A 21,525-nucleotide genomic window follows, 5' to 3' on the forward strand; every position below is an offset into this window, starting at 1 on the left:
GGATGTCGCGGGCCAATCATAAATCCCGACTGTTCCAGTTCGCCTCCGCGCTCACTCGACGGCGTAGCCCCCTCTGGCAGAGCGGCCGTCGATCAGGGGTTGCCAGTGGCTACCGGACGGCAGGCGCGCGGAAAAGTGCTGTCTCGTCGTTCGAGACTGGTGGAGCCGGCCCAGTGTTCGGTTCTCAGTGTTCGGGTTCTCAGTGTTCGGGTTCTTCGACCGGCGCGCGCATGTCGTCGATGACCAGCACGAGCACGTTGTTCGTCTCGTCTTTGCCGTCGATCGTGCCGATGATCTGCAGCTTCGACGATGGGGTCGGACCGGCAGTGATCGTATCGCCCGGCTCGAACTCCGCCATCGACCCGCGGAGGTAGATCTCCGCGCGGCACTTCTCGGGGTGGTGGACGCTCGTGAGATTGATCTCGGTCACGTTGGCGTCTTCGACGTACTCGTTGTTGTGATAGAGCGCGACTTCGGCAGCCTTCTCGATATCCTGGATCTCCAGGGCGTCGTAGGCTTTGGCGGTCGGCTTGTAGCCGCCTTTCGGACCGGGGACGCCTTCGACCAGCTGCAGCGCCTTGAGGCTCTGCATCTGGTTGCGGATCGTCCCCGCACTGCGACCGATCTCGTCGGCGATCTTCTCGCCTTTGACCGCGCTGTCGCTCTCGCGGTAGCTGTTGACCAGTTCCTGCAGGATCGTCTGCTGACTCGTGGTGAGTTCGATTCCCGACATGGTTGGTAGTTCCTAGCTCCAGACCGACGGCCTAAACTGTTGTCGTCTCCAGGCGAGCGTCCCGACACGACCTGCGTGGTGCTATTCGAACCCCTGATCGTTGTCTCGCTACACTCGATAAATTGCTATTCGCGATATAGAATCATCGACGACAGAACAGTAGCGTCGAAACCGAGTCTGCACTCCGCACGAGTATCGTCCCGAGGATGCTCGTCACCAGCACGTACCTGACCGTGAACGCGGGGATTGTCTCCAAGAGAGCGGGGGGTCGTCCCAGCAGTGGCAAGGAACGCCGCGATGACGAGCGAGAACTCGCCTCGCGGTGTGAGCGCACAGCCGAAGCGAATCGATCGGTGCCTGTCCAGTCCGTAGGCGCGGCCAGCGAGGAATCCACTCCCCCAGTTGTCCCGACGTGGTCACGACGCTGGCGACGAGCACGAACCCGAGTACGTCGGCCACTACTCCGGGATTGGTCTGCAAGCCGACCACGAGAAAGAACATCGCGGCGAAGAGGTCCCGGACGGGGACGGCGAGTCGTTCGGTGTGGCTGGTTCGACCGAAGGCCGTTCCGACCAGAAACGCGGCGACGGCCTCGCTCACGCCGACCGTCAGCCCAGCGCCGGCGACGACAGCACCGACACCGAGCAAGAAGAGCTCGGCCGAGTCCGTGGTGAACAGCCGCCCCAGCACACCAGAGCCATAGTACGCCGCAGCGAGCAGTACCACCAAAAAGAGGACCGACTGGGCGATCGAGAACGCGACCGCCGACGAGAAAGACCGACAACACCGCGAACCCCAGGGCCGTCAGGATGTCTTCGATGACGATCACGCCGAGGATCTCGTCGCTCTCGGGGTTGGCGATCAACTCGAGATCGATGAGTGACTTCGCGATGCTGACCGTCGAGGAGTTGAACACGATGAGAGCGATGAACGCGGCCTCCAACCACGTGAAACCGAACGCCAACCCCAGTGCGAAACCGACCGGCAAGCTGATCCCGACATCCATCGCGCCGGCGCGGGCGAACCCGACGCGGTTCGAGAACAGCTGGTCGAGACTCAACTCCAGCCCGACGAAAAACAGCAGCAGGACGACGCACAGATCAGCCAGCACCTGAACGAGACCAGCGTTCTCGACGACAGGCACATTGTATATCGCAAATATTGATTTATCGAAGGTGTGCGTGCGTTCGAGGGGACAGAGTTTTATATCGCTGCCGGACGCCCTGTAGGGCATGAAACGGATCGTTTCGACCGACGACGCACCGGCCGCGGTCGGCGCGTACAGCCAGGCGACCGAAACTGACGACCTGATCTTTACCGCGGGGCAGATCCCGCTGACGCCCGACGGCGACCTGCTCGACCACACCGACGTCGACGTCCAGACCGAGCAGGCGCTGGAAAACGTCCAGGCTATCCTTTCGGAGGCAGGCGCGGGCATGGACGACGTCCTGAAGGTCACCGTCTACATGACCGACGTCGAGAAGTTCGAGGCGATGAACCAGACCTACGAGACGTTCTTCGAGAGCGAGCCGCCGGCCCGCAGTGCGGTCGAAGTGGCGGCTCTCCCGAAGGAGGTCGACATCGAGATCGAGGCCGTCGCGACGAAATGACGCCCGACCGAAAGCGAGCGTTGCTGTGGGGCGTGATCGGGGCGCTGGCGTTTCTCGTCCTGTTGCAGGGCTACGAGCTGTTGGCCGACCGCCGGGTCGACTGGCTCGTGAAGTTTGGGGTCGCGCTGGTCGTCGGCGTCCTCGCCACCGGGACGACCCGGCTGTTGCAGGGTCGGGTCCCCACGCAGTCCTAGAGCGGGCGCACTCTGACGTCGCCGTTAGTCGAGACGGCGGTGAGTTCGTCGCCGCCCGATCCGAGCGTCCCCCGGATGCGCCTGGAGCGATCGACCGACCGTTCGAAGTCCAGGCCGCTGACGCCCACGTCGCCGTTGGTGGTCCGAAGCTCGACCACCGCGTCGAGGTCCTCGGGGACGGCGACCCGGACGTCGCCGTTCGTGGTCTCGATTCGCGTGTCCCCGCGGATCGACGGGATAGCGACGTCGATGTCGCCGTTGATCGTCCGCGCCCCATCGAGTCCAGTGATCGAGCGAGTGGTGAGGTCGCCGTTGCCCGAGTGAAGCGTGAGGAAGCCGTCGACGCCGTCGGCGCGGACGTCGCCGTTGGTCGTCCGAAGCGTGGCATCGCCCGAGATATCGACGACCTGGACGTCGCCGTTGTCGGTGCGGACGCTGTCGACGGGCACGTCCGCGGGCAGATACAGTGTCAGGTCGACGCTGACGCTCTGGCCGGGCGGCGTGTCGTCGATCGTCTCGACGTGAAACTGTTCGTCTTCGACGCCCGTTCGGACCGTGACTTGGTCGAACAGGTCGGCCCCGTAGCGGGTCGACTTGCGGATCTCCAGGGTCGCGGTGTCGCCGCCACCGTCTTCGATCCTGACGTCGCCGTTGCGGTTCGTGACCCGAAGCGGCGCCCCTGCGGGGATCGATACCTCGTCGCTCGTCTGCTCAGATTCCAGGACGCCCGGGAAGGCACAGCCAGCGAGCCCGGTCGCGGCGGCTCCGCAGGCGAAGAGGACGTGTCGGCGATCGGGATCGACCATGGTGGCGGTTCGTCTGAAGTGGTCAAAGGTGTTGTCCTGGGGGTCGTAGACGGCCGAACAGTAGTCGCTCCGTACTACACGAGCCCGACTTGCATGAGGACGAACAGCAACACGAGCACTACCGCGACAGCACTGCCCGCCACGAGCGGCGGGTTCTCCATCGCCTTCTCGTGGGCGGCCATCTGTTCGTACTCGCGGCGGAACTGCTCGCGATTCCGTTCGTCGTAAAAGTACTTCCGTTTCAGCGCGAAGCGCTCGGTCACCGCACAGCCCGTACAGATCGGCTCCTGCTCGACACGCTCGGTCTTGGTGTGGCTCTCGCAGTTGATCGACCCGCAGTTCTCACAGAAGGTGTAGGTTTCACCCTGATCGCTCGTCTCACACTGCACACACTCCCTGATCCCGTCTTCGATCGTCGTGTGCGACGGGCCGGCGACGTAGCACTCGTAGGGGTAGCGGTACTCCCCGAGCTGGGCTTCGATAGACACCTTCGGGACGTATACCGGATCGATCGACTGGACCGAGATATCCGACTGTTTGGGCTCGCAGATCTTCTCGTAGTCGACGTTGTTGTCACCCGTGTAGTGGACCGTGTTGGTGTATCGATCCCGTAGCTCGTCGACTACCCAGTCCTTGTATTCTGTTTCAGTCCTGTCGAAGTGCTCGACGTCGACTCTGTCGAACCGCTGCTCGAACGCCTCGGCGTCCATGTCCACGGCCTGGGCTCGGTTGTTGCGGACGAGACGATCCACCGACGAGGAGAGGGTGGTCGGTCGACCGCGATCACCGGCGATCGAGATGTCCGCCGTCGTGTCGATGTCGTGGATCACGCCGACGCTCGTCTCGAAGGTGGCGTCGACCGCCGCCGAGACCTCCAGCGTCGGTTTGAACACCGCCTCGCAGTGCGTGTCGCCGATCTGCTGTGGATCGAGGTTGTCGATCTCGCGGAACGCCTCGAGAGCCGGTTTGTCCCGCGGGCCGGTCGGATGAGTCGGGCGGAGCGTCTCCTCGCAGATCACTTCGATCCGGCCGTTGTAGAGGTCGAGTCCGATCTCCTCGCCGATCTCCCGCAGGTCCGTCCCGTCGAGCAGTTCGATACTCCCGTCGTCACCGCCACGCTGGAGGTCTGCGGCGTATTCTGTGGCCGGATTGGTGAACGTGCCAGTGGTCACGACGATGCCGCGGCGCGGCCCGTCGTAGTCGAACGTCGACACGGCCGAGTGGAGTTTCTGGATCACTGGCCGGCCGACCCGCGTGGTGTGTTTACACTCGACGACGACCGCGCGCGTCTGCCCGTCGACGTGCTCTTCCATGATGATGTCCCGGCCTTCGTCGGCCGTCTTCGAGGCCTGGCGGACGTTTTGATAGCCGAGATTCCGAAAGACGTCCTCCATCAGATCCTCGAATTCGAAGCCCGAGAGGTCGTCCAGCAGTTGCGCCATCGCTATCGCACCTCAGTTCCGCAAAGTGAGATTGATCGGCCAGTACCGCAGTTGGGGGGAACGCCAGCCATACTGCGTGATCGTATGAGGCTGTCGACATAACTGTGCAGGAGCGATTTCTCGAACTGAAAGACCGCGTGGGGGCGTCGTCTTCGTCCCTGCCGTTTGCCGGATCTGCGGGAGTTCGACGTCGAAATTGTATCAACGGAATCGCCAGAAGCCGCAGTTTGGGACGACCTTGTGTCAGTCTCAGCGGCCCGTCGCCGAAATCCTGTATCATCCGAATCTGTGAACAACAGCACTTCTACTGGACAAACAGGATTGTAACCGATTCGGGCTGCAAGGAAATGGCGCTGGAGGATTTGCGAGCGACAGAACATGGGCGCTGGAGACTCTGGTTCGCGACGCGAACGAACTGACCTCTGAGACGTGAGGCGGTCACATTCGGAAGGTCTGAAAATCGGGATTCGACGTGGTTTCTGCGTCGTTCATAGCAAAGACTACACCGGTCCGGTATCGATAATAAGTTGCATGGCAGACTCGTTGTGGTATCCGTCAGTTGAAGACGTTCTCACCATCCACGACGACATCGTTTCGGAGTATCCCGATACTCATCCCGGCGTGGCGAACCGCGGGGACATCGAATTCGCGCTGGACTACATCGAGGAGGGGAGCTTCGATGCGGCACCGGAGACGATTCACGAGAAGGCATTTCATCTTCTTCGGCTCCTCGTTGCGAATCATCCTTTCGTCGATGCGAACAAACGTACCGCGCTCAACACTGCGGCCGTGTTCTATTTCCTCAATGGCTATCGGTTCGAGTACGACGACGAAATCAGAGAGATTCTGAAACGACTCGGTATCGACGAGGCGACCGTCGATGAGAAAAGAACTATCGAGTATCTTCGGTCTCATACAAAAGAGCTGGACCTGATAGGCGAAATCGAAGACTGGCGCGAGGACCTCATTCAGTACGGACTAGAACAGTTGAACGACGATCTGTCGGACCCGAACGATTAACCGCGCTCAGGACATCTACTCGGATATGGCCACTGAAGAAGGGGCAGAGTCCGCTTCTCCGCTCGACGAAGTGATGGAGGACATCCGTCGGGAGTTAGTTCGGCGTATCGCAACGGCCGATCGAGAGTCGAACCGAGACATCTACGACGCGCTCGAAAACGAGTAACTCGTACCCTTCGACCTGTATCTCCATCCTCTCTCGTGGCTTCTGCCTCAACTGCCTCTATTGACTCGATAGTCGCCACGAAGAGCTTCAATCGACGGTTGATTTTCTCCGATCAGACCAGTTTGGCTGTACGCGAACCCAGGTGGAACCCACTCGGAGATTCGACGATCGAACGAAAGCAACCCCATTGCGGTCTCGACGAGATCCGCGCCGCCGCTGTATTGCGGTTTGTGGGGCAAAAAGCCGATATGGGCGCTGGAGGATTGTGAACCCTACTGCGAGACTCGCTAGCGCTCGTCTCGCGTGGTTCAAATCCTCGCGGTATACTTCTCGCTCCTCACGTTCGTTCGTTGCAGAGAAGTGGGCGCTGGAGGATTTGAACCCCCGACAGCTTGGTCCGAAGCCAAGTACTCTGTCCAGACTGAGCTAAGCGCCCTGCACTCCTTTGTTACCCACGTTCCGGTTTAAACAACTCGGTTCGATCCGGCAGCATCTTTTTGCACTCGCTGGCCGTTTCTTTGGGTATGCCTGTCACAGACGACGAAGGACTGAGAGAGATCCTCGACAGCGACACCATCGCCGTCGTCGGCTGCTCGACCTCACCCGGGAAAGCCGCCCACGACATCCCGAAGTACCTGCTGGAGCACGGCTACGACGTCATTCCAGTCAACCCCTTCGCCGACGAGATCTTCGGCCGCGAGGCCTACGACTCACTGGCGGACGTTCCCGACGAGATCGACATCGTCGACGTGTTCCGGCCGAGCGAAGAGGTCCCCGGAATCGTCGACGCCGTACTCGAACGCGAGGACGTCGAGACGGTGTGGCTCCAGTTGGACATCACCGACGACGAATCGGGCGAGCGCGTCGAGGAGAGCGGCCGGACGTTCGTTCAGGATCGCTGCATGAAAGTCGAACACCAGCGTCTTCGCGGGTAGTTACTCGGCGGTCGCGGTCCCGTCGCTGGCGCTCTCATTCTCGTCAGCAGCGATATCCTCGATGTTGGCGTCGGCGATGATCGAGTCGACGTCGAGGTCCTGTTGTTCGGCCAGTGCTTCCAGCAGCGCACGCTGTTCGGCCAGATCGCGCTCGATGCCGTCGACTTGCTTGCTCGTCGACTCGACCTCGTTGCGGAGCTGAGAGAGCTGTTCGCGCAGCTCGTTCATCTTCTGGTAGCTGTCTTCGGCGAGCGAGGCGACCTTCTGGAGCTTTTTCGCAGTGCCTCCGAGTCCCATAGGCGAGTATTGACGGTGGGGTGTTGTGGGCGTTGCGGTGTCGGCCGCGACTGAACGAGCGGTGCGAATACGGCGGACTCGCCGGGAGTGAGCAAACCCGGAAGGGTTTGCGATGGTCGGCGAGGCCGCGACTGAACGAAGTGAAGGAGCGGACTCGCCGGGATTAAGACCCACGCCGCCCGAGCACCGACTATGGAACGCTCGCGTCGGATCGCGCCGCTTGTCGGGATCGTGGCCTGTCTGCTCGTCCTCGGCGTGCTGGCAGTGCCGTACGCGCTAGCGGACGCGGCGACGGTCAGACTGTACTACGATTCGGGGATGTTGCACCCGCTCGTGGCAGGCCTGCTCGCGACAGTCTCGATCATCGTCTTCGCTGCTGGCCGCCAGGAGCGGACCGATCCCGAACTCGCGGCGGGCGTGACGCTGACGTTCGGGCTGTTCACGGTCTTTCTGGCGCTCGCGTGGGCGCTGACCGTCCGCGTCGACGTCGCGGGGCCGGAACTCGCAGAGCATCGATGGGCGCTGGTCGCCGTTGCCCTCGGGGTCCCCGGGGCTGCGGCGTGGTACGCGCGCTCGCTCGGTCTGCTTTGAGTCGGGTCGTGCCGAAAGACCCTTACGTTGCACCCGGCTACGAGAGGATGGACTAGGTCGGGCGGTTAGGCCCCGCTCGTACTCCCGCACTATGGTCTTTAGCGGGGGCCGAACCCGGGGGCGTCCGGTCTGACGGGCGCGGACCCCGCAAGCTAACGTGGAAGCCTCGTCCGACGGGGGTAGCGGTCCACGGGAGTTCACCTGCAGGGGTGATCTGCCGTGGTTTACCGCGGGCAATCCGCCAGGCGCGGAAGCGAGCAGCGGACCCGCGGACACCTGCCGCTCGTCGGGTCGCGGGGTGGAGGAGGCGCGCGGGACTATCCGTGCTCGAACGCCGGGCAATCCCGTTGTCCACCCATTCATACTGATTCGCGAGACGCCGAGCGTAGCGAGGGGTCTCGGATGTGCGAGCGGCGATGGAAGAGCCGCGAGATAGCGTGATTCCGAACAGCGTGAGGAATCTCGGAAATCGAACGGTGAGCGACAGCGACCCGTGAGCAGCGACACGAGAGGCACAGCTGCCCGAATAGCAGTTTTTTTGATAGAGAACCGTGTATACAGGAGTGGCAGGGGGTACCATGAAACAGTACATCTCGTATCAATTAACAGGGGTAGTGTCGTTCCTGGTGGTGTCGATCATAGCGTTCGCCGCCAGCGGCGTCTTCGGGAGTGGGTACACCGCGGGGCTGGTCTTCGGCTTCGCGATCGGGCTGGCAGTCGCGCTGTTCGAGTACGGCGTCGTCGTCGAGACGGAAGTCCGATCGAGCGGTTATCCCGACGCGATCAAGCGGAAGATCGATCAGGTGTTTGAGTAGTGACGTGGTTCCGAACGAAGTGAGCGTCTCGGAAAGAGCGCTCGCTCATCCACGTACGCGCCAGCCGGCGTAGCACAGGCCGGCGAAGCCGTGGACGGCGACCAGTGCGCCGAACAGCCAGGCAGTGCTCCCGAGGGTGAACAGCGTCGAGAGCCACAGCCCAGCGACGAGCAGGCAAGCGCTCGCGACGAGGAGCAGGGCGTGGCGGTTCACACGCAGTGGTGGGACGGCCATCGACACGGGTGTTGCGGTCGAAGGGTTAGTGATGGGTGGGTTCTTAGGGACGGGTATGAGCGAGGCTACGCTCGTCTACGATGACGACTGCGGGTTCTGCACGTGGTGGGCGGACTACATCGCCGAGCGATCGGACGTCGAACTGGTCGGCTTCTCGGAGCTGACCGAGGAGTTGCTCGCGCAACTGCCCGAGGACTACGAGGAGTGTGCCCATCTGGTCGTCGACGACGAGGTCTACTCCTGTGGCGAGTCGATCGAACAGGCGCTCGGCCGGTCCGATCTCGGAGTCGACTTCGAGCCGCTGTTTCAGTTCTGCCGGCAGTTCGACGAGTACTCGCGGTTCCGTGAGTGGGCCTACCGCGAGGTCGCAGACCGCCGAAGCCTCTGGGGAAAGATCATCTCGAAGGACCCGCCGGCCCGGTCGAACAGCCGGGAGTGACCGACAGCCAGGCAATCAGGACTCGTAGAAGTCCCGGAGTATCTCTAGCCCGCGTGCGGTTTTGGTGAATTCGGCAGTCGGACGGACAGCGTCACAGTGGTCACAGACGAACGACTCGTCCGGTTCGGGGAGGTCGGCCGGCGTCGCTTCCCACGACTCGTTACATTCGGGACACTGCAGTGGAATCCACGACTCCTGCATGCGTGAGCGTCGTGGGCCACGCCGCATGAAGATTGGGGCTACAGTCTTTGGCACTCCCTCGTACGTCCCTCACTGGTCCACGGACGCTGGCGTACTCGACACAGCGACCGTCTTTATGTGTCGTGGGGGGGAATCACACACTAGCGTGCCATGAGCATCGACGAGGCGGACCCGCGCTGCCCGGAGTGTGGCGAGCCCATCGGACAGACGGCGACCTACTGCATGCACTGCTCGGCCGACCTGACCGACTACCAGGAGACGGTCGAGGACGACGAGCTGTCGTGGGACGGCACCGACGGCGAGTCGGGCGACGATGGGACGACGACCACGGACGCTGTCACCGAGAGCGCCAGCGGCGTCGCCGACGCAGCGGGCATCGGGACCGAGGACGGACAGATTCTCGATCCCGATGGGTTCGTCGACAACACGCTCACGGTGATCGTCGGGATCCTCGGCGGGATCGTCGTCGGGTTCGTCGGGACGATCGTGTTGGTCGCGCTCACCGAGAGCGGCTGGGCGCTGCTGTTCGGACTGATCGCGTGGCTCGGGTCGACGGCCTATCTCGTCCGGCGGCGGACGGTTCAGGGTGCGGTCTCGAAGACCGGCTACGCGGTCGCGCTCGTGCTGTTGCTCGTCCCGGTGATCGCACTCAGTCCGGTGTTACAGATCGACGGCGGGCTCGAAAGACGGGGCGAGTTCTTCGGAGCGATGTTGCTGTTCGTGCTGATTCCGGCGCTGTTTTCGACCGGTATCGGGTGGGTCGCCGGGAAGTTCGTGCCCGAGAATCGCGGGGGCAGTGAAGGCTGAAAAACGGTCTCGAAAAACGACGGCGCGATCAGTCGTCTGCCTGGGCGACGGCCTCGTAGCCCTCGATATCCAGCGAACCGCCGATCGTGCGGTTCGGGTAGGGGATGTTGATGTCTTCGGCGTCGAAGCGCTCTTTGACCGACTTGACGTACTCGGCTTTCGTCTTCACGAAGTCCGACCGCGAGGGATTGTCGATCCAGATGCGCGATTTGAGACCGACCGACGAATCGCCGAGCTCGGTCAGTCGAACGGACGGCGCGGGGTCGTCGAGGATGTCCTCGTGCTTTTCGGCTTCCTCGATGATGATGTCGGTCGCTTTGTCGATGTCGTCGTCGTAGCCGATGCCGAACAGGAACTGCAGCCGAAGCTGATCCTTCGCGACGGGGTTTTTGATGACCCCGCTGGTGAGGTTGGAGTTCGGAACCGTCAGCAGTTCGTTGTCGAAGGTTCGGACACGAGTGACACGAAGGCTGATGTCCTCGACGACGCCGGAGTTGCCGTCCCACTCGATCCAGTCGCCGAGACGGAACGGTTTGTCCGTGTAGATGAACACGCCAGCGACGAAGTTGGCGATGACGTCCTGCATGGCGAACCCGATCGCCAACGTGGCGGCGGCGGCGATGGTCGCCAGCGACGTGAGGAAGTTGCCGTACCCGGCCACGCCGAAGGCGACTGCGATCGCCGCGAAGACGATCAGGATCGATGTCACCTTGCGGATCGGCGTCCGGGCGTGTTCGTCGAGTCCGCGCCGTTTGAGCACGCGACTGACCAGCGGGAGGACGATCGCTTTCCCGGCGAGATACAACACGAAGAAGGCGATGACGAACGTGATCGCCGAGCCCAGTGGGTTCGCGATTCCCACGTCCAGGCCGGCGTCGACGAGTGCGTCGGCGACGGGGCCGTTGGTGACCTGCAGCGGTATCATCGCTTGAACACTCCCGTGTGGCCGCGCGTCTGGACGACCTCGGCGTTGGCGAGGTCGGCGAGTTCCTCGGCCAGTTCCTCGGTCGTCGTCCCGCCACGCGATGACCGCAGGAACTTGACTTTCACCAGATCAGTGTTGTCGAGCTGGTCGGACAGTTCGTCGGCGACGGATTCGACGCCGCCTTTACCGACCCGGAGTGTCGCGTCCAGGTCGTGAATCTTGCGCTGTTGATCAGCGTCTGTCATGTACTCGTTCATCTCTCGGGGACGGTTTAGAGTCTTCGGCCCAAAGAGTTAGGGCGATTTCTTTACTCCTACTGTTCAGTCGTACCGATAGCGAGCCTGCGCGCCGCAGTCACACGTCACGACGACGTGACCGTCCTGAGTGCGGATGCGGGCGTTCTTTCCCGGGATGAAATAGGCGTCGCAGGCGTCGCAGGTGAACCGATCGAATTTTTTGGGGAGCGAGAGCCGGTTGCGCTCGGCGACCCGCCGGGCGCGACGGACGTACTCGCGAGCGCGGTCGTGGTTGCCCTCGCGCGCAGCAGCCGCTGCACGCTCGTGGAGGACCTCGATCCGCTCGCGCGCGATCGTCTCGCTCGATCCCATCTACCCGACCGTTCTCGACCGGACGGGTTAGACGTGTCGTTCGGATATCGCTCGCTCTGCCCGAGATTCCGACAGCACTAATTTCCCGGGTGGCGAGCCACAGAGTGTGCGCGTCCTGAACTATCTGGAACTCGAAGGTCGACTCGACCGAAGTGGGATCAGCACGTCGGTCGACCACCAGCGCGCCGCGCTGGAACAGTCAGAAGCGGACGTGACCTATCTGACGACGCCGTGGTACGGCGGCGACATGAAGCTGGCGGCGATCAACCGTGTCGCCCACGGCCAGGGTCTGGCGAGCTTCGACATCGCTCACTGCAACATGATCGGGCCGGGCAGCGCCCTCGTCGCCCGCCAGGCTCGCAAAAAAGACATCCCGCTCGTCCTGCACGCTCACGTCACCAGCGAGGACTTCGCCGAGAGCTTCCGCGGGTCGAACCTGCTGGCGAAACCGTTGCGGCGCTATCTGCGGTGGTTCTACTCGAAGGCCGATCTGGTGCTCTGTCCCAGCGAGTACACCAAAGAGACGCTGGAAGCCTATCCGATCGACGCGCCGATCCGGCCGATCACCAACGGGATCGACCTCGAATCGGTGGCGGGCCACGAGCAGTTCCGCGAGGAGTATCGCGAGCGCTACGACCTCTCGGGGATGGTCGTCTTCGCGGTCGGCAGCGTCTTCGAGCGCAAGGGCCTGACGACGTTCTGTGAACTCGCCCAGCAGACCGACTACGACTTCGCGTGGTTCGGCGAGTACGACGGGAGCCTCCTGGGCTCGCGCACGGTCCGCAAGTGGACGAAGAACCCGCCGGCAAACGTCACGTTCACGGGCTGGGTCGAGGACAAGCGTGGAGCGTTCGCCGCCGGCGACGTCTTCTGTTTCCCCTCGAAAGTCGAGAATCAGGGACTCGTCGTTCTGGAGGCGATGGCCTGCGGGAAGGCAGTCGTTCTGCGGGACATCCCCGTGTTCCGGGAGTACTACGAGGACGGCCACGACTGCCTGCTCTGTTCGAGCGAGGCGGAGTTCCGCGATGCGCTCCAGCGACTCGAATCGAACCCCGACTTGCGCGAGCGCCTGGGAAAGAACGCCCGGGAGACGGCCGAGAACCACAGTTTAGAGCGTGTCGGCGAGGAACTGATCGACGCCTACGAAGAAGTCGCAACAACTTAAGTACCGCTCGTTCAATCGTTGGACGAATGGGGACACCAACGGTCGCCGCGTTCACGGACACCTATCTGCCGACGGTCAACGGCGTGACCTATACCGTCAAGTCCTGGCGGGAGTGTTGGGAGAAACGTGGCCACGAGATGGACGTCGTCTACCCGGGCGGTGACGAGTACGATCCGAGTGACGGCGAGTATCCGGTCCGGAGCGTTCCGTTTCCGTTCTACGAGGGGTTTCGAATCGGCGTCCCACAGGTTCCGGACGCGGTCGAAGACGCCGACATCGTCCACTCACACACGCCCTTCGGCGTCGGGTTGAGCGGGTTGCGTCTCTCCCGCTCGGAGGACGTGCCGCTGGTCGCCTCTTATCACACGCCGACGAGCGAGTACGCCGAGTACATCTCGTTCAACGGCGCGATCGAGCGCACTGTCAGGCGGTGTGCCGAATCCTACGAACGGTGGTTCCTCGAACAGACGGATCTGGTCGTCGCCCCGAGCGAGCGCACGCGCCGGCACGTCGTGCAGGAGGTCGGCGTCGACACGCGCGTCGCGGTCGTCCCGAACGGCGTCGACATCGACCGCTTTCAGCCGGTCGACACTGCCGCGTTCCGCGACCGGTACGACCTCGGCGACGGCCCGCTGGTCGGCTACACCGGCCGCCACGGCTACGAGAAGTGCCTGCCCGACATCGTCGCCGCGACCGAAGACATGGACGTGACGGTCGTCTTCGGCGGGGACGGGCCCGCGCGTGAGGATCTGGAGGCTCGCGCACGCAAAGCCGACCTCGATATCCGGTTCCTCGGCTTTCTCGACCGCGAAGAGTTGCCGGCGTTCTACTCGGTGCTCGACGTCTTCGCGTTTCCCAGTCCCGTCGAGACACAGGGGCTGGTCGCGCTGGAGGCCAACGCCTGTGGGACGCCCGTCGTCGGCGTCGACAGCGGCGCGCTCTCGGATACGATCGAAGACGACGCGACGGGCTATCACTACCCCCGTGGCGACATCGACGCCTTCGGTGAGGCGATCCAGCGGGCACTGGACGACCGCGAACGGCTCAGCGGGACCTGTCTCGACAGCCGCGAGCAGCTCAGCGTCGAACACTCGGTCGATCGGCTCGAAGAGCTCTACGACTCCGTGCTCGAACGGACGGCAATCGCCCCGTAGCGGCCCGTTTCTCAGCGTTCCATCCGCGACTGCCGCTCACGTAGCGCCGCGATCCGCTCGTCGGGCGCGGGATGTGAGCCCGGCAAGAGTCGATCACACAATCGGTCCCACCGTCGCTGGAGTCGGCCGAGACGGTCGTCCGGGAGGTCCTCGTCGGTCGCATCGAAGGCGTACGGAAGGACACACAGTTCTCGCACGCCCGTCTGGGCGGCCCGGAGGTCCGTCTCGGGCCGCGGGTCGGTCGTCAGCGTTTCGAGTGCATTCGCCAGTGCCGCTGGCGAGCCGCTGATCGCGACGCCGCCGGCGTCGGCAGCGTACTCGCGGATTCGCGAGAGCAACCGGTAGCAGGCCGTGCTGGCGAGATAGAGAGTAGCTGCGATCGGTACGGCGACGACCGCAAACACCAGCAGCGGGAGCTCAACCTGTGGCGCGCCGTAGGTCTCCTCGGCGTCGAGATCCCAGAGCCAGTTGAGGAGCATCGAATGGCGGAGCGAGCGGCCCATGCGGGCGATGAACTGTTCGCTCACCGTCGGCAGGAACGCCGCCGCGGTCATCACGAAGGCGTCGCCGTTCTTCAGATGGGCGAGTTCGTGCGCCAGGACCGCGTCCAACTGCTCGCCGTCGAGAGTATCGAGCAATCCTGTCGTTACGAACAACGTCCGCTCGCCGGGCCGACTCGCGACGTAGCTGTTGGGCGTGTCGGTGTGGACCAGCCGAATCGTCGGCGGTGCGAGGTCTGCGGTCTGGGACAGACGCGCCACGCGCTCGCGGACGGGATGGTCCGCAGACGGTTCGGTCACCTCGACCGTCTCGCTCTCGTCGTCCTCGTCGTCGCTGCGGTCGGCCAGCACGACGTTCTTCAGCGACTTCTCCGGGCCGATGTTCCCCTCGGTGACGTCCCGTAGCGTCAGCCGGTAGCCGAACACCGACTGGACGACCAGCGTCAGCGGCGTCCCGACCGCCAGCACGAGCCACAGCGGGACCAGGTCGAACTGTAGCGACCACAACCCGAAGTGGGCGAACTGAAAACTCACCAGCGGCAACAGCCAGACGGCTACGTGCCCGAGGACGTACACCGCCGCGACGAAGACCACGTCGAACGCCAGCAACACCGCCGCGAGTGCGACGATTCGCAGACGATGCCGGAGAGTGGAGGGCTGGAACGACATCGTGTGAACTGTCTCACGACGAAATCAAAAACGTGTCGGATATCGTGATCGTAGACGGTGGTGGAGAGACAGCAGCCACGTCACAGGGTGGAACCGGGAAACTCATACCAGTTGGTGTCGATAGCGTGACGTATGGAGGGTGGCCCGAACGCGCTGACCCGGGTCGGGGCCTGGGGACAACTCGCCGCGATCACGCTCGCAAGTGTCGGCTGGGTCGTCGGCTCGACAGCAGTGCTCTATCTGGCCTGCGGCGGGTTTCTCCTCGTCACAGTCGCCGGAATCGCCGGGATCGTCGAGGCCGAGTCGATTCCGGTCCACGGGCCGGTCATCTATCCGTTCGTGGTTCCGGGGTTCGTCCCGCTCTATCACTTCGCGATGCAACTGTAGGTCGCCGTCTCGGCGACCAGAACTTCCAAGCATGGGGGCAAAAATGACGAACACATGGGACTGGTCGCCGAGTTCGCCATCCACTGCCCGGCACTGCCGCTGACCGAGATTGCGGCCGCCGTCCCCGGGGCAGACGTCGTCGTGGAGCTGCAGTACAACCACGGGCGACGCCCGCTGTTCGTCACGCACGTCACCCACGACGACCCCGCCCCGGTCGAAGCGGCCTTCGACTCCAGTGAGTTCGTCGCCGAGTACGTCCTCGTCGGCCGGGCCGGCGAGACGCGGCGCTACCAGATCGAACCCGCGCTCTCGCTGGCGGAAACGCTGGGCGACGCCCTCGAGGATCTGGACGGCCTGCGGGCGCTCGCCACGGCCGAAGCCTCGATCGACCGCATCCAGGTCACTCCGGAGGGGTGGATCCAGTCGGGCTGGTTCGCCGACCGCGCGGCGTTCGACGACTTCCGGGCGTTCTGGCAGGCCGAGGCCGGTTTTACGTTGCGGCGACTTACCCGCGACGGCGACCCCGAACCCCCGGGCGAGGGCCTGACCGACCGCCAGCAGGAAGCGCTGCGGACGGCCTACGAGATGGGGTACTTCGAGATCCCCCGAACCGCGTCGCTGGAGGCGGTCGCCGCCGAACTCGACATCTCGGCGTCGTCGCTCTCGGAACGGCTCCGGCGAGCCCAGACGCAGATCATCGAGACGAGCGTGGCCTCGACGTGGCCGCCGTTGCCCGACTAGTACTTAAGCGGCCGGACGACTGAGAGACAGTCGAATCCCGGCGGCCGTCCAACTCAGAGATCCAGTCATGCAGACAGTCACTGCCGCAGACGGCACACGTACCGCATACGAGACACACGGCGACGGCCCACCCCTCGTACTCCTCTATGGCGGGGGCGGCCGGCGCTTCTGGGACCCGATCGTCCCTGCTTTCACCGACGAGTACACCGTCGTCGTCCCGGATCGGCGAGAACACGACGAGGGCGCGCCAACGGAGGGGTACATCCAGCGCGAAGTTTCGGACGTCGAGGCCGTCATCGACGCCGTCGACGGGTCGCCCGTGCTGTTCGGCCACTCCTTCGGCGGCCTCAAAGCGATCGAGACCGCCCGCGTCGCCGACGTCCGGGCGGCTGTCGCCTACGAGCCCGCCTACCTCGTCGGAGAGTACCGCCAGCAGGCCGACCTCGCGGCGCGAATGCAGGAACACCTCGACGCGGGCGAGCCCCGCGAGGCGATGAAACTCCACCTGAAGGAGGTCATCCACGGCGGCGACATCGCGGACTTCGATTCGTGGCTCGAAGCCTGGGACGGCTGGCCCGAGGCCGCCCGGAACGCCGAGCACGCCGTCCGGATGGACCGCGCACTCGAACAACACGAGCTGGCCGATCCGCTGGACGTCGACGCCCCGGCGCTGTTGCTCGCCGGCAGCGAGGGACCGTCACACCTCCGAGACAGCGTCCGGACAGTCCACGACCGCCTGGCGCACAGCCGGTTCGTCGAGTTCGACGGGCTGGGCCACCTCGGGCCGGTGACAGGGGCAGAGCGCGTCATCGCGGCAGTCGAGTCGTTCCTCGGAACGAGTCCAGACCTGACGAAGTAGCGACCGGACTCGTGGCGTCGCTGCCCGGCCCTCAGCTGTCGATCTTTCCGTCGAGGTACTGGAGTTGTCGGGCCAGCACGTCCACTTTGTCGGCGTTCGCCCCCCAGGCCCCGTAGAACCAGACCCGGTAGAGGTGCAGCGTCAACCCGTCGACCTCTGTCGTCGTCAGTTGCAGTTCGTGGGGACCGCCTTCGGACTCACCACCGAAGTACTCCAGCGCACCCTGATAGGTCTTCACGCCGAAACAGACGACGTGATACGCGGGCTGGTCGAGCAACGCCAACTGTGACAGCAGCAGGTCGGCGTCATCGTCGGTAACCGTCACTGTGTCGGCGTTCGGTTCGACCTCGTCGACGAGGTCGGTCATGTACCCGCCCCAGAGCCGGCCCAGTTCGGCGTCCTGGACGAACTCCTTGAGCCGATAGTCGTAGTGCTGGCGCGTCGGTGCGTGGAAGTTCTGGAAAGGCGCGTCGAGGTCCGCTGACCGGTTCAGGCCCACGAAGACGACGTCCGGCGTCAACGCGGCTCGGTGGATCTCGAAAAACGACAGCAGGTCTTCAGGCGTCGCCTCGACACACTCCTCCTCGGGGAAGCGGTCGTCCCAGAGAGCCCAGCTGGCCCACGGATAGGACTCGGCGATCCGACCCAGGGTCTCGCTGTCGATCATACGTCACTCTTGACCGCGAGATGCCGTAGTAGTTGGCCGTCCTCAGGCCAGCGCACTCCCCGCCCGGATAATCTCTCTCTCGCCGAACGCCGGCCCGACGATCTGCAATCCAACTGGGAGACCGTCGTCGGTTTCACCTGCGGGCACCGAGATCGCCGGGAGGTTCGCGAGGTTGACGGGAGTAGTATTGGCGTCCGCGAGATACATCGTCAGCGGATCGTCCAGACTCTCGCCGCGTTTCATCGGCGGGACGGGCATCGTCGGCGACGCGAGGACGTCGGCCTCCCCTAGTGCCTCGTCGAAGTCCTGTTTGATCCACGCGCGGGCGTCCTGGGCCTGTTTGTAGTACTTGTCGTGATAGCCCGCAGAGAGGGCATACGTGCCCAGGAGAATCCGGCGTTTGACCTCCTCGCCGAAGCCTTCTTCGCGCACTTTCGCGAACTCCTCGTTCCAGTTGCCCTCGTACTCGGGCGTCGGTCCGTAGCGCACGCCGTCGAACCGCGCGAGATTCGAGGAGGCCTCGGACATGGCGATCACGTAGTAGGCCTCGACGGCGTGCTCCAGGGATTCCATCGACACCTCGTGATAACTCGCACCCTGGGCTTCGAGGTCGGCGATGGCGTCCCAGAACGTCTCGACGACCGCCTCGTCAGCCCCGTCGAGCAGTTCCGTCGGGACACCGATGTCGAGTCCGTCGACGTCGCCGTCGGCGGCCTCGGCCAGACCCGTGCCGACATGTTCGTCGAAGTCCCGAGTGGTCGCGTCGTGATCGTCCTGTCCGGCGATCACGTCCAGCAGCTCGGCGGCCGCCTCGACGGAGGTTGCGATGGGGCCGATCTGCTCCAGGCTGTTGGCGTAGGCGATCAGGCCGTATCGGGAGACGAGCCCGTAGGTCGGTTTGATCCCGACCACGCCGCAGAAGGCGGCCGGACAGCGGATCGACCCGCCCGTGTCGGTCCCGAGCGCGAGGTCTGCTTCGCCCGCGGCGACTGCTGCGGCCGACCCCCCCGACGAACCACCGGGGACGTGCCCTTCGGCGGCAGGATTCTCGGTCGGGCCGAACGCGGAGGTCTCGGTCGTGGTCCCCATCCCGAACTCGTCCATGTTGGTCTTGCCGGGGATGGTCGCGCCGGCCTGTTTCAGGCGCTGGACGACCGTCGCGTCGTAGGGCGGGACGTAGTCTTCGAGCATCGCCGACCCGCAGGTCGTCCGCACGCCCGCAGTGGAGATGTTGTCCTTGACGGCGACGGTCTTCCCTGCGAGGGGGCCCTCGCCGCTTCCCTCGATGGCCTCTCGCGTGACGAAGGCGTTGTAGGCGCTCATCTACGACACCTTGGGCCCTTTGAAGTAGCCCTCTTCGCTCTCGGGGGCGTTCTGGAGGGCCTCCTCCTGGCTGAGACAGTCGTGCGTCTCGTCGGGGCGCATCACGTTCACGAGGTCGGCCTCGCTCTCGACTTCGGGCACTTCTTCGAGGGCCTCGAAGGCCGCGAGGATCTCGCCGAACTGGTCGGTGAACCGCTCGACTTCCTCCTCGTCGAGGTCGACCCGCGCGAGATCGGCGACGTGGCGGACCTCCTCGGGATCGACGGCGGATTCGCTCATGTCTGTCGCGAAGGCAGGCCCAGCGGTAAGGATTTCGATGCCGCCCGTGTCAGCTTTCGATCGGTCGTGCAGAATCGACACACAAACACCGATCTTCGACTTGCGTTCCTGACGAACGAGATCCATCGAACGGAACATCGATTTCCGAAAGTGGAAATGACTTTTTGGCTAGCCAAAGATTTAAGTCGCCGGGTCCACAACACAATTACGAAGTCAGGTAATTCTTCGGGCGCGTGCCCGTTGCGTACCCTCCAAAACCAATGACAGACACGACCATCAGACGTCACGAGCGCACCAGCGAGCGAGAGGAGTCCACCGACGAGCAGGCGAACGAGGAGTTGGTCTGCCCGGAGTGTGGTGGCAAGCTTGCAAGCGACTCCGAGCGCGGCGAGACAGTCTGTACCGAGTGTGGTCTCGTCGTCGAGGAAGACGAGATCGATCCCGGGCCGGAGTGGCGTGCGTTCGATTCGAAGGAGAAAGACCAGAAGTCCCGTGTCGGTGCACCCACCACGAACATGATGCACGACAAGGGGCTGTCGACCAACATCGGCTGGCAGGACAAAGACGCCTACGGCAACTCACTGTCCAGCCGCCAGCGCGAGAAGATGCAGCGGCTGCGCACCTGGAACGAGCGTTTCCGCACGCGCGACAGCAAAGAACGGAATCTCAAGCAGGCACTGGGGGAGATCGACCGCATGGCCTCGGCGCTCGGTCTCCCGGAGAGCGTCCGCGAGACGGCCTCGGTCATCTATCGCCGCGCGCTCGACGAGAATCTGCTCCCCGGGCGCTCGATCGAGGGTGTCGCCACGTCGTCGCTGTACGCCGCCGCCCGTCAGGCCGGAACCCCCCGGAGCCTGGACGAGATCAACGGTGTCTCCCGGGTCGAGAAAGACGAGATCGCTCGGACGTATCGCTACGTGGTTCGGGAACTCGGGCTGGAAGTGGCACCCGCCGATCCCGAGAGCTACGTGCCGCGCTTTGCGAGTGATCTCGAACTGAGCGAGGAGGTCGAGCGCCGCGCTCGCGAACTCCTGAGCACGGCCAAGCGCCAGGGTGTCCACTCGGGCAAGTCCCCGGTCGGACTGGCCGCTGCGGCGGTCTACGCCGCCTCGCTGCTGTCCAACGAGAAGGTGACTCAGAACGAGGTCAGCGAGGTCGCCAACATCTCGGAAGTGACGATCCGCAACCGCTACCACGAGCTGCTCGAAGCCGAGGACGACGTCCCCGCCTAGGAACGTTTTTGCCGCCGCAAGCGCAGGCCGCGGTATGGAGACGACTCGGCACTTCGTCGCGACAGTGTACGTCGTCAGCGACGGCGCCGTCGCGCTACACGACCACGACAAACTCGACATGTGGCTGCCGCCCGGCGGCCACATCGACCGCGACGAACTCCCCCACGTCGCCGCCAGACGCGAAGTCCGCGAGGAGATCGGCCAGGACGTCGACCTGTTGGCACCCGAGGGTGACCTCTCCTCGCCGACCGTCGAATCGATCCCCGAGCCACAGCACTTCCTGCTCGAAGACATCAACACCTGTGACGGCGAGGTCGGCCACCAGCACATCGATTTCGTCTTCTATGGCCGCGCCGAGAGCCAGGAGATCGATCCCGGGCCCGGCGAAGCGCCACCGGAAGCGTGGGAGTGGTTCAGTCCTGCGGAGTTGCGGGACAGTCGCGACCGACTCGAACCGGACGTCGTCGAGATCGGCCAGCGCGCGATCGAAGCCGTCTCGGAGTGAGGCAGTGGGCGCGACTTCGACTAGCTGTCCATCACGAGGATTCGACCGAAGATCGCGACGCTGGCCATGAACAGCCCGCCGAAGATGACGTACAGCAGTACTTTCAGCGCGAACGGCAGCGGCATGAAGAACGTCGCCAGTGCCATCAGCAGCGCTGCCACCCCAGCCGCGGCCCCGAAGACGACGATACGCGGTGCCATCTGCTCGTGAGTGTGCGGGCT

The 21,525-nt window shown here is 64.0% G+C and carries 30 protein-coding genes, 1 tRNA gene, 1 other RNA gene and 1 pseudogene; 17 read left to right on the forward strand and 16 right to left on the reverse strand.

What is annotated here, in order from left to right; translation table 11 throughout:
- Window positions 1-199 precede the first annotated feature (199 nt).
- Together DV733_RS05805 and DV733_RS17640 are read right to left on the reverse strand one after the other, a co-directional pair.
- Window positions 200-733, reverse strand: a complete 534-nt coding sequence (locus DV733_RS05805) for an HTH domain-containing protein (protein ID WP_049994239.1) — start codon at window positions 731-733, stop codon at window positions 200-202.
- Between the two features lie 213 nt (window positions 734-946).
- Window positions 947-1,967, reverse strand: a pseudogene (locus DV733_RS17640) (cation:proton antiporter).
- On the opposite strand from DV733_RS17640, the gene DV733_RS05815 reads away from it, so the two are divergent.
- Both DV733_RS05815 and DV733_RS05820 read left to right on the forward strand, forming a co-directional pair.
- The gene (locus tag DV733_RS05815) at window positions 1,966-2,343 is read left to right on the forward strand and encodes a Rid family detoxifying hydrolase (protein ID WP_049994242.1); all 378 of its coding nucleotides are present in this window, start codon (window positions 1,966-1,968) and stop codon (window positions 2,341-2,343) included. The pseudogene DV733_RS17640 and the gene DV733_RS05815 sit on opposite strands and share 2 nt — an antisense overlap.
- The gene (locus DV733_RS05820; protein WP_049994243.1) at window positions 2,340-2,537 is read left to right on the forward strand and encodes a hypothetical protein; all 198 of its coding nucleotides are present in this window, start codon (window positions 2,340-2,342) and stop codon (window positions 2,535-2,537) included. The genes DV733_RS05815 and DV733_RS05820 overlap by 4 nt, the downstream gene beginning before the upstream one ends.
- Here DV733_RS05820 and DV733_RS05825 read toward each other — a convergent pair.
- Together DV733_RS05825 and DV733_RS05830 are read right to left on the reverse strand one after the other, a co-directional pair.
- Window positions 2,534-3,343: a DUF4097 family beta strand repeat-containing protein gene (locus DV733_RS05825; protein WP_049994244.1), complete on the reverse strand. Its 810-nt coding sequence runs from the start codon at window positions 3,341-3,343 to the stop codon at window positions 2,534-2,536. The two genes, DV733_RS05820 and DV733_RS05825, sit on opposite strands and share 4 nt — an antisense overlap.
- A 74-nt stretch (window positions 3,344-3,417) precedes the next feature.
- Window positions 3,418-4,785: a restriction endonuclease gene (locus tag DV733_RS05830; RefSeq protein WP_049994245.1), complete on the reverse strand. Its 1,368-nt coding sequence runs from the start codon at window positions 4,783-4,785 to the stop codon at window positions 3,418-3,420.
- Between the two features lie 531 nt (window positions 4,786-5,316).
- Between DV733_RS05830 and DV733_RS05835 the strand changes: the two genes are divergently transcribed.
- Both DV733_RS05835 and DV733_RS17270 read left to right on the forward strand, forming a co-directional pair.
- Window positions 5,317-5,805 (forward strand): type II toxin-antitoxin system death-on-curing family toxin, encoded by a 489-nt coding sequence (locus DV733_RS05835; protein ID WP_049994246.1) that lies wholly within the window; start codon window positions 5,317-5,319, stop codon window positions 5,803-5,805.
- 25 nt (window positions 5,806-5,830) lie between these two features.
- Window positions 5,831-5,971: a hypothetical protein gene (locus DV733_RS17270; RefSeq protein WP_170178689.1), complete on the forward strand. Its 141-nt coding sequence runs from the start codon at window positions 5,831-5,833 to the stop codon at window positions 5,969-5,971.
- A 361-nt stretch (window positions 5,972-6,332) separates the two neighbouring features.
- On the opposite strand, the gene DV733_RS05840 is transcribed toward DV733_RS17270, so the two are convergent.
- Window positions 6,333-6,407: transfer RNA gene (locus DV733_RS05840), tRNA-Arg, on the reverse strand.
- A gap of 88 nt (window positions 6,408-6,495) precedes the next feature.
- On the opposite strand from DV733_RS05840, the gene DV733_RS05845 reads away from it, so the two are divergent.
- On the forward strand, window positions 6,496-6,906 hold the full coding sequence (locus DV733_RS05845) for a CoA-binding protein (protein WP_049994247.1): 411 nt from the start codon (window positions 6,496-6,498) through the stop codon (window positions 6,904-6,906).
- On the opposite strand, the gene DV733_RS05850 is transcribed toward DV733_RS05845, so the two are convergent.
- Window positions 6,907-7,203 (reverse strand): DUF5798 family protein, encoded by a 297-nt coding sequence (locus tag DV733_RS05850; RefSeq protein WP_049994248.1) that lies wholly within the window; start codon window positions 7,201-7,203, stop codon window positions 6,907-6,909.
- A gap of 192 nt (window positions 7,204-7,395) precedes the next feature.
- Between DV733_RS05850 and DV733_RS05855 the strand changes: the two genes are divergently transcribed.
- From DV733_RS05855 to DV733_RS05865, 3 genes are all read left to right on the forward strand, one after another.
- Window positions 7,396-7,794 carry a DUF7548 family protein gene (locus DV733_RS05855; protein ID WP_049995637.1) on the forward strand — a complete coding sequence of 133 codons (399 nt, stop codon included), beginning with the start codon at window positions 7,396-7,398 and terminating at the stop codon, window positions 7,792-7,794.
- Between the two features lie 45 nt (window positions 7,795-7,839).
- Window positions 7,840-8,151: signal recognition particle sRNA (gene ffs / locus DV733_RS05860), an RNA gene on the forward strand.
- A 221-nt stretch (window positions 8,152-8,372) separates the two neighbouring features.
- Complete coding sequence (locus DV733_RS05865) at window positions 8,373-8,609, forward strand: hypothetical protein (RefSeq protein WP_136342291.1); 237 nt, start codon at window positions 8,373-8,375, stop codon at window positions 8,607-8,609.
- Between the two features lie 45 nt (window positions 8,610-8,654).
- Here the strand turns inward: DV733_RS05865 and DV733_RS05870 are convergent, their stop codons facing one another.
- On the reverse strand, window positions 8,655-8,843 hold the full coding sequence (locus DV733_RS05870) for a hypothetical protein (protein ID WP_136342292.1): 189 nt from the start codon (window positions 8,841-8,843) through the stop codon (window positions 8,655-8,657).
- A 55-nt stretch (window positions 8,844-8,898) separates the two neighbouring features.
- On the opposite strand from DV733_RS05870, the gene DV733_RS05875 reads away from it, so the two are divergent.
- Entirely contained in the window at window positions 8,899-9,282 is a 384-nt protein-coding gene (locus tag DV733_RS05875) for a DCC1-like thiol-disulfide oxidoreductase family protein (protein ID WP_049995634.1), read from the forward strand.
- A 15-nt stretch (window positions 9,283-9,297) separates the two neighbouring features.
- Here the strand turns inward: DV733_RS05875 and DV733_RS05880 are convergent, their stop codons facing one another.
- Window positions 9,298-9,483 (reverse strand): DUF7836 family putative zinc-binding protein, encoded by a 186-nt coding sequence (locus DV733_RS05880; RefSeq protein WP_049995633.1) that lies wholly within the window; start codon window positions 9,481-9,483, stop codon window positions 9,298-9,300.
- Window positions 9,484-9,633: 150 nt separating this feature from the next.
- Here DV733_RS05880 and DV733_RS05885 point away from each other — a divergent pair, with 150 nt between their 5' ends.
- Window positions 9,634-10,290, forward strand: a complete 657-nt coding sequence (locus tag DV733_RS05885) for a zinc ribbon domain-containing protein (RefSeq protein WP_049995632.1) — start codon at window positions 9,634-9,636, stop codon at window positions 10,288-10,290.
- 28 nt (window positions 10,291-10,318) lie between these two features.
- Here DV733_RS05885 and DV733_RS05890 read toward each other — a convergent pair whose 3' ends face one another.
- The 3 genes from DV733_RS05890 to DV733_RS05900 all read right to left on the reverse strand — a co-directional run bounded on the left by DV733_RS05890 (window position 10,319) and on the right by DV733_RS05900 (window position 11,823).
- Window positions 10,319-11,215 (reverse strand): mechanosensitive ion channel family protein, encoded by an 897-nt coding sequence (locus DV733_RS05890; protein ID WP_174876513.1) that lies wholly within the window; start codon window positions 11,213-11,215, stop codon window positions 10,319-10,321.
- Entirely contained in the window at window positions 11,212-11,460 is a 249-nt protein-coding gene (locus tag DV733_RS05895) for a YhbY family RNA-binding protein (RefSeq protein WP_049995659.1), read from the reverse strand. The genes DV733_RS05890 and DV733_RS05895 overlap by 4 nt, the downstream gene beginning before the upstream one ends.
- A gap of 75 nt (window positions 11,461-11,535) precedes the next feature.
- Window positions 11,536-11,823: a ribonuclease P protein component 4 gene (locus DV733_RS05900; RefSeq protein WP_049995631.1), complete on the reverse strand. Its 288-nt coding sequence runs from the start codon at window positions 11,821-11,823 to the stop codon at window positions 11,536-11,538.
- Between the two features lie 106 nt (window positions 11,824-11,929).
- Between DV733_RS05900 and DV733_RS05905 the strand changes: the two genes are divergently transcribed.
- Together DV733_RS05905 and DV733_RS05910 are read left to right on the forward strand one after the other, a co-directional pair.
- Complete coding sequence (locus tag DV733_RS05905) at window positions 11,930-12,988, forward strand: glycosyltransferase family 4 protein (RefSeq protein ID WP_049995630.1); 1,059 nt, start codon at window positions 11,930-11,932, stop codon at window positions 12,986-12,988.
- 26 nt (window positions 12,989-13,014) lie between these two features.
- Window positions 13,015-14,142 (forward strand): glycosyltransferase, encoded by a 1,128-nt coding sequence (locus DV733_RS05910; RefSeq protein ID WP_049995629.1) that lies wholly within the window; start codon window positions 13,015-13,017, stop codon window positions 14,140-14,142.
- Window positions 14,143-14,153: 11 nt separating this feature from the next.
- On the opposite strand, the gene DV733_RS05915 is transcribed toward DV733_RS05910, so the two are convergent.
- Window positions 14,154-15,311, reverse strand: a complete 1,158-nt coding sequence (locus tag DV733_RS05915; RefSeq protein WP_049995628.1) for a M48 family metallopeptidase — start codon at window positions 15,309-15,311, stop codon at window positions 14,154-14,156.
- Between the two features lie 132 nt (window positions 15,312-15,443).
- Here DV733_RS05915 and DV733_RS05920 point away from each other — a divergent pair, with 132 nt between their 5' ends.
- The 3 genes from DV733_RS05920 (at window position 15,444) to DV733_RS05930 (ending at window position 17,298) form a co-directional block, all read left to right on the forward strand.
- Window positions 15,444-15,698: a hypothetical protein gene (locus tag DV733_RS05920; protein ID WP_049995627.1), complete on the forward strand. Its 255-nt coding sequence runs from the start codon at window positions 15,444-15,446 to the stop codon at window positions 15,696-15,698.
- A 54-nt stretch (window positions 15,699-15,752) separates the two neighbouring features.
- A complete protein-coding gene (locus DV733_RS05925; protein WP_049995626.1) occupies window positions 15,753-16,439 on the forward strand; it encodes a helix-turn-helix domain-containing protein in 687 nt (228 codons plus the stop codon).
- A 67-nt stretch (window positions 16,440-16,506) separates the two neighbouring features.
- The gene (locus tag DV733_RS05930; protein WP_049995625.1) at window positions 16,507-17,298 is read left to right on the forward strand and encodes an alpha/beta fold hydrolase; all 792 of its coding nucleotides are present in this window, start codon (window positions 16,507-16,509) and stop codon (window positions 17,296-17,298) included.
- A 31-nt stretch (window positions 17,299-17,329) separates the two neighbouring features.
- Here the strand turns inward: DV733_RS05930 and DV733_RS05935 are convergent, their stop codons facing one another.
- Genes DV733_RS05935 through gatC form a run of 3 tightly spaced genes read right to left on the reverse strand, consistent with a single transcriptional unit; the run spans window position 17,330 to window position 19,567 of the window.
- Window positions 17,330-17,965, reverse strand: coding sequence for a hypothetical protein (locus DV733_RS05935; protein ID WP_049995624.1), 636 nt, complete (start codon window positions 17,963-17,965; stop codon window positions 17,330-17,332).
- A gap of 42 nt (window positions 17,966-18,007) precedes the next feature.
- Entirely contained in the window at window positions 18,008-19,288 is a 1,281-nt protein-coding gene (gene gatA / locus DV733_RS05940) for an Asp-tRNA(Asn)/Glu-tRNA(Gln) amidotransferase subunit GatA (RefSeq protein ID WP_049995623.1), read from the reverse strand.
- The gene (gatC, locus tag DV733_RS05945) at window positions 19,289-19,567 is read right to left on the reverse strand and encodes an Asp-tRNA(Asn)/Glu-tRNA(Gln) amidotransferase subunit GatC (protein WP_049995658.1); all 279 of its coding nucleotides are present in this window, start codon (window positions 19,565-19,567) and stop codon (window positions 19,289-19,291) included. It lies immediately after the preceding gene.
- 260 nt (window positions 19,568-19,827) lie between these two features.
- On the opposite strand from gatC, the gene DV733_RS05950 reads away from it, so the two are divergent.
- Window positions 19,828-20,799 (forward strand): transcription initiation factor IIB, encoded by a 972-nt coding sequence (locus tag DV733_RS05950; protein WP_049995622.1) that lies wholly within the window; start codon window positions 19,828-19,830, stop codon window positions 20,797-20,799.
- A 34-nt stretch (window positions 20,800-20,833) separates the two neighbouring features.
- Window positions 20,834-21,304 (forward strand): NUDIX hydrolase, encoded by a 471-nt coding sequence (locus tag DV733_RS05955; RefSeq protein WP_049995621.1) that lies wholly within the window; start codon window positions 20,834-20,836, stop codon window positions 21,302-21,304.
- Between the two features lie 20 nt (window positions 21,305-21,324).
- On the opposite strand, the gene DV733_RS05960 is transcribed toward DV733_RS05955, so the two are convergent.
- Window positions 21,325-21,504 carry a hypothetical protein gene (locus tag DV733_RS05960; RefSeq protein WP_049995620.1) on the reverse strand — a complete coding sequence of 60 codons (180 nt, stop codon included), beginning with the start codon at window positions 21,502-21,504 and terminating at the stop codon, window positions 21,325-21,327.
- Window positions 21,505-21,525: the final 21 nt, after the last annotated feature.

Source organism: Halapricum salinum, from assembly GCF_004799665.1.
In the GTDB taxonomy this organism is placed as follows: Archaea; Halobacteriota; Halobacteria; order Halobacteriales; family Haloarculaceae; genus Halapricum; species Halapricum salinum.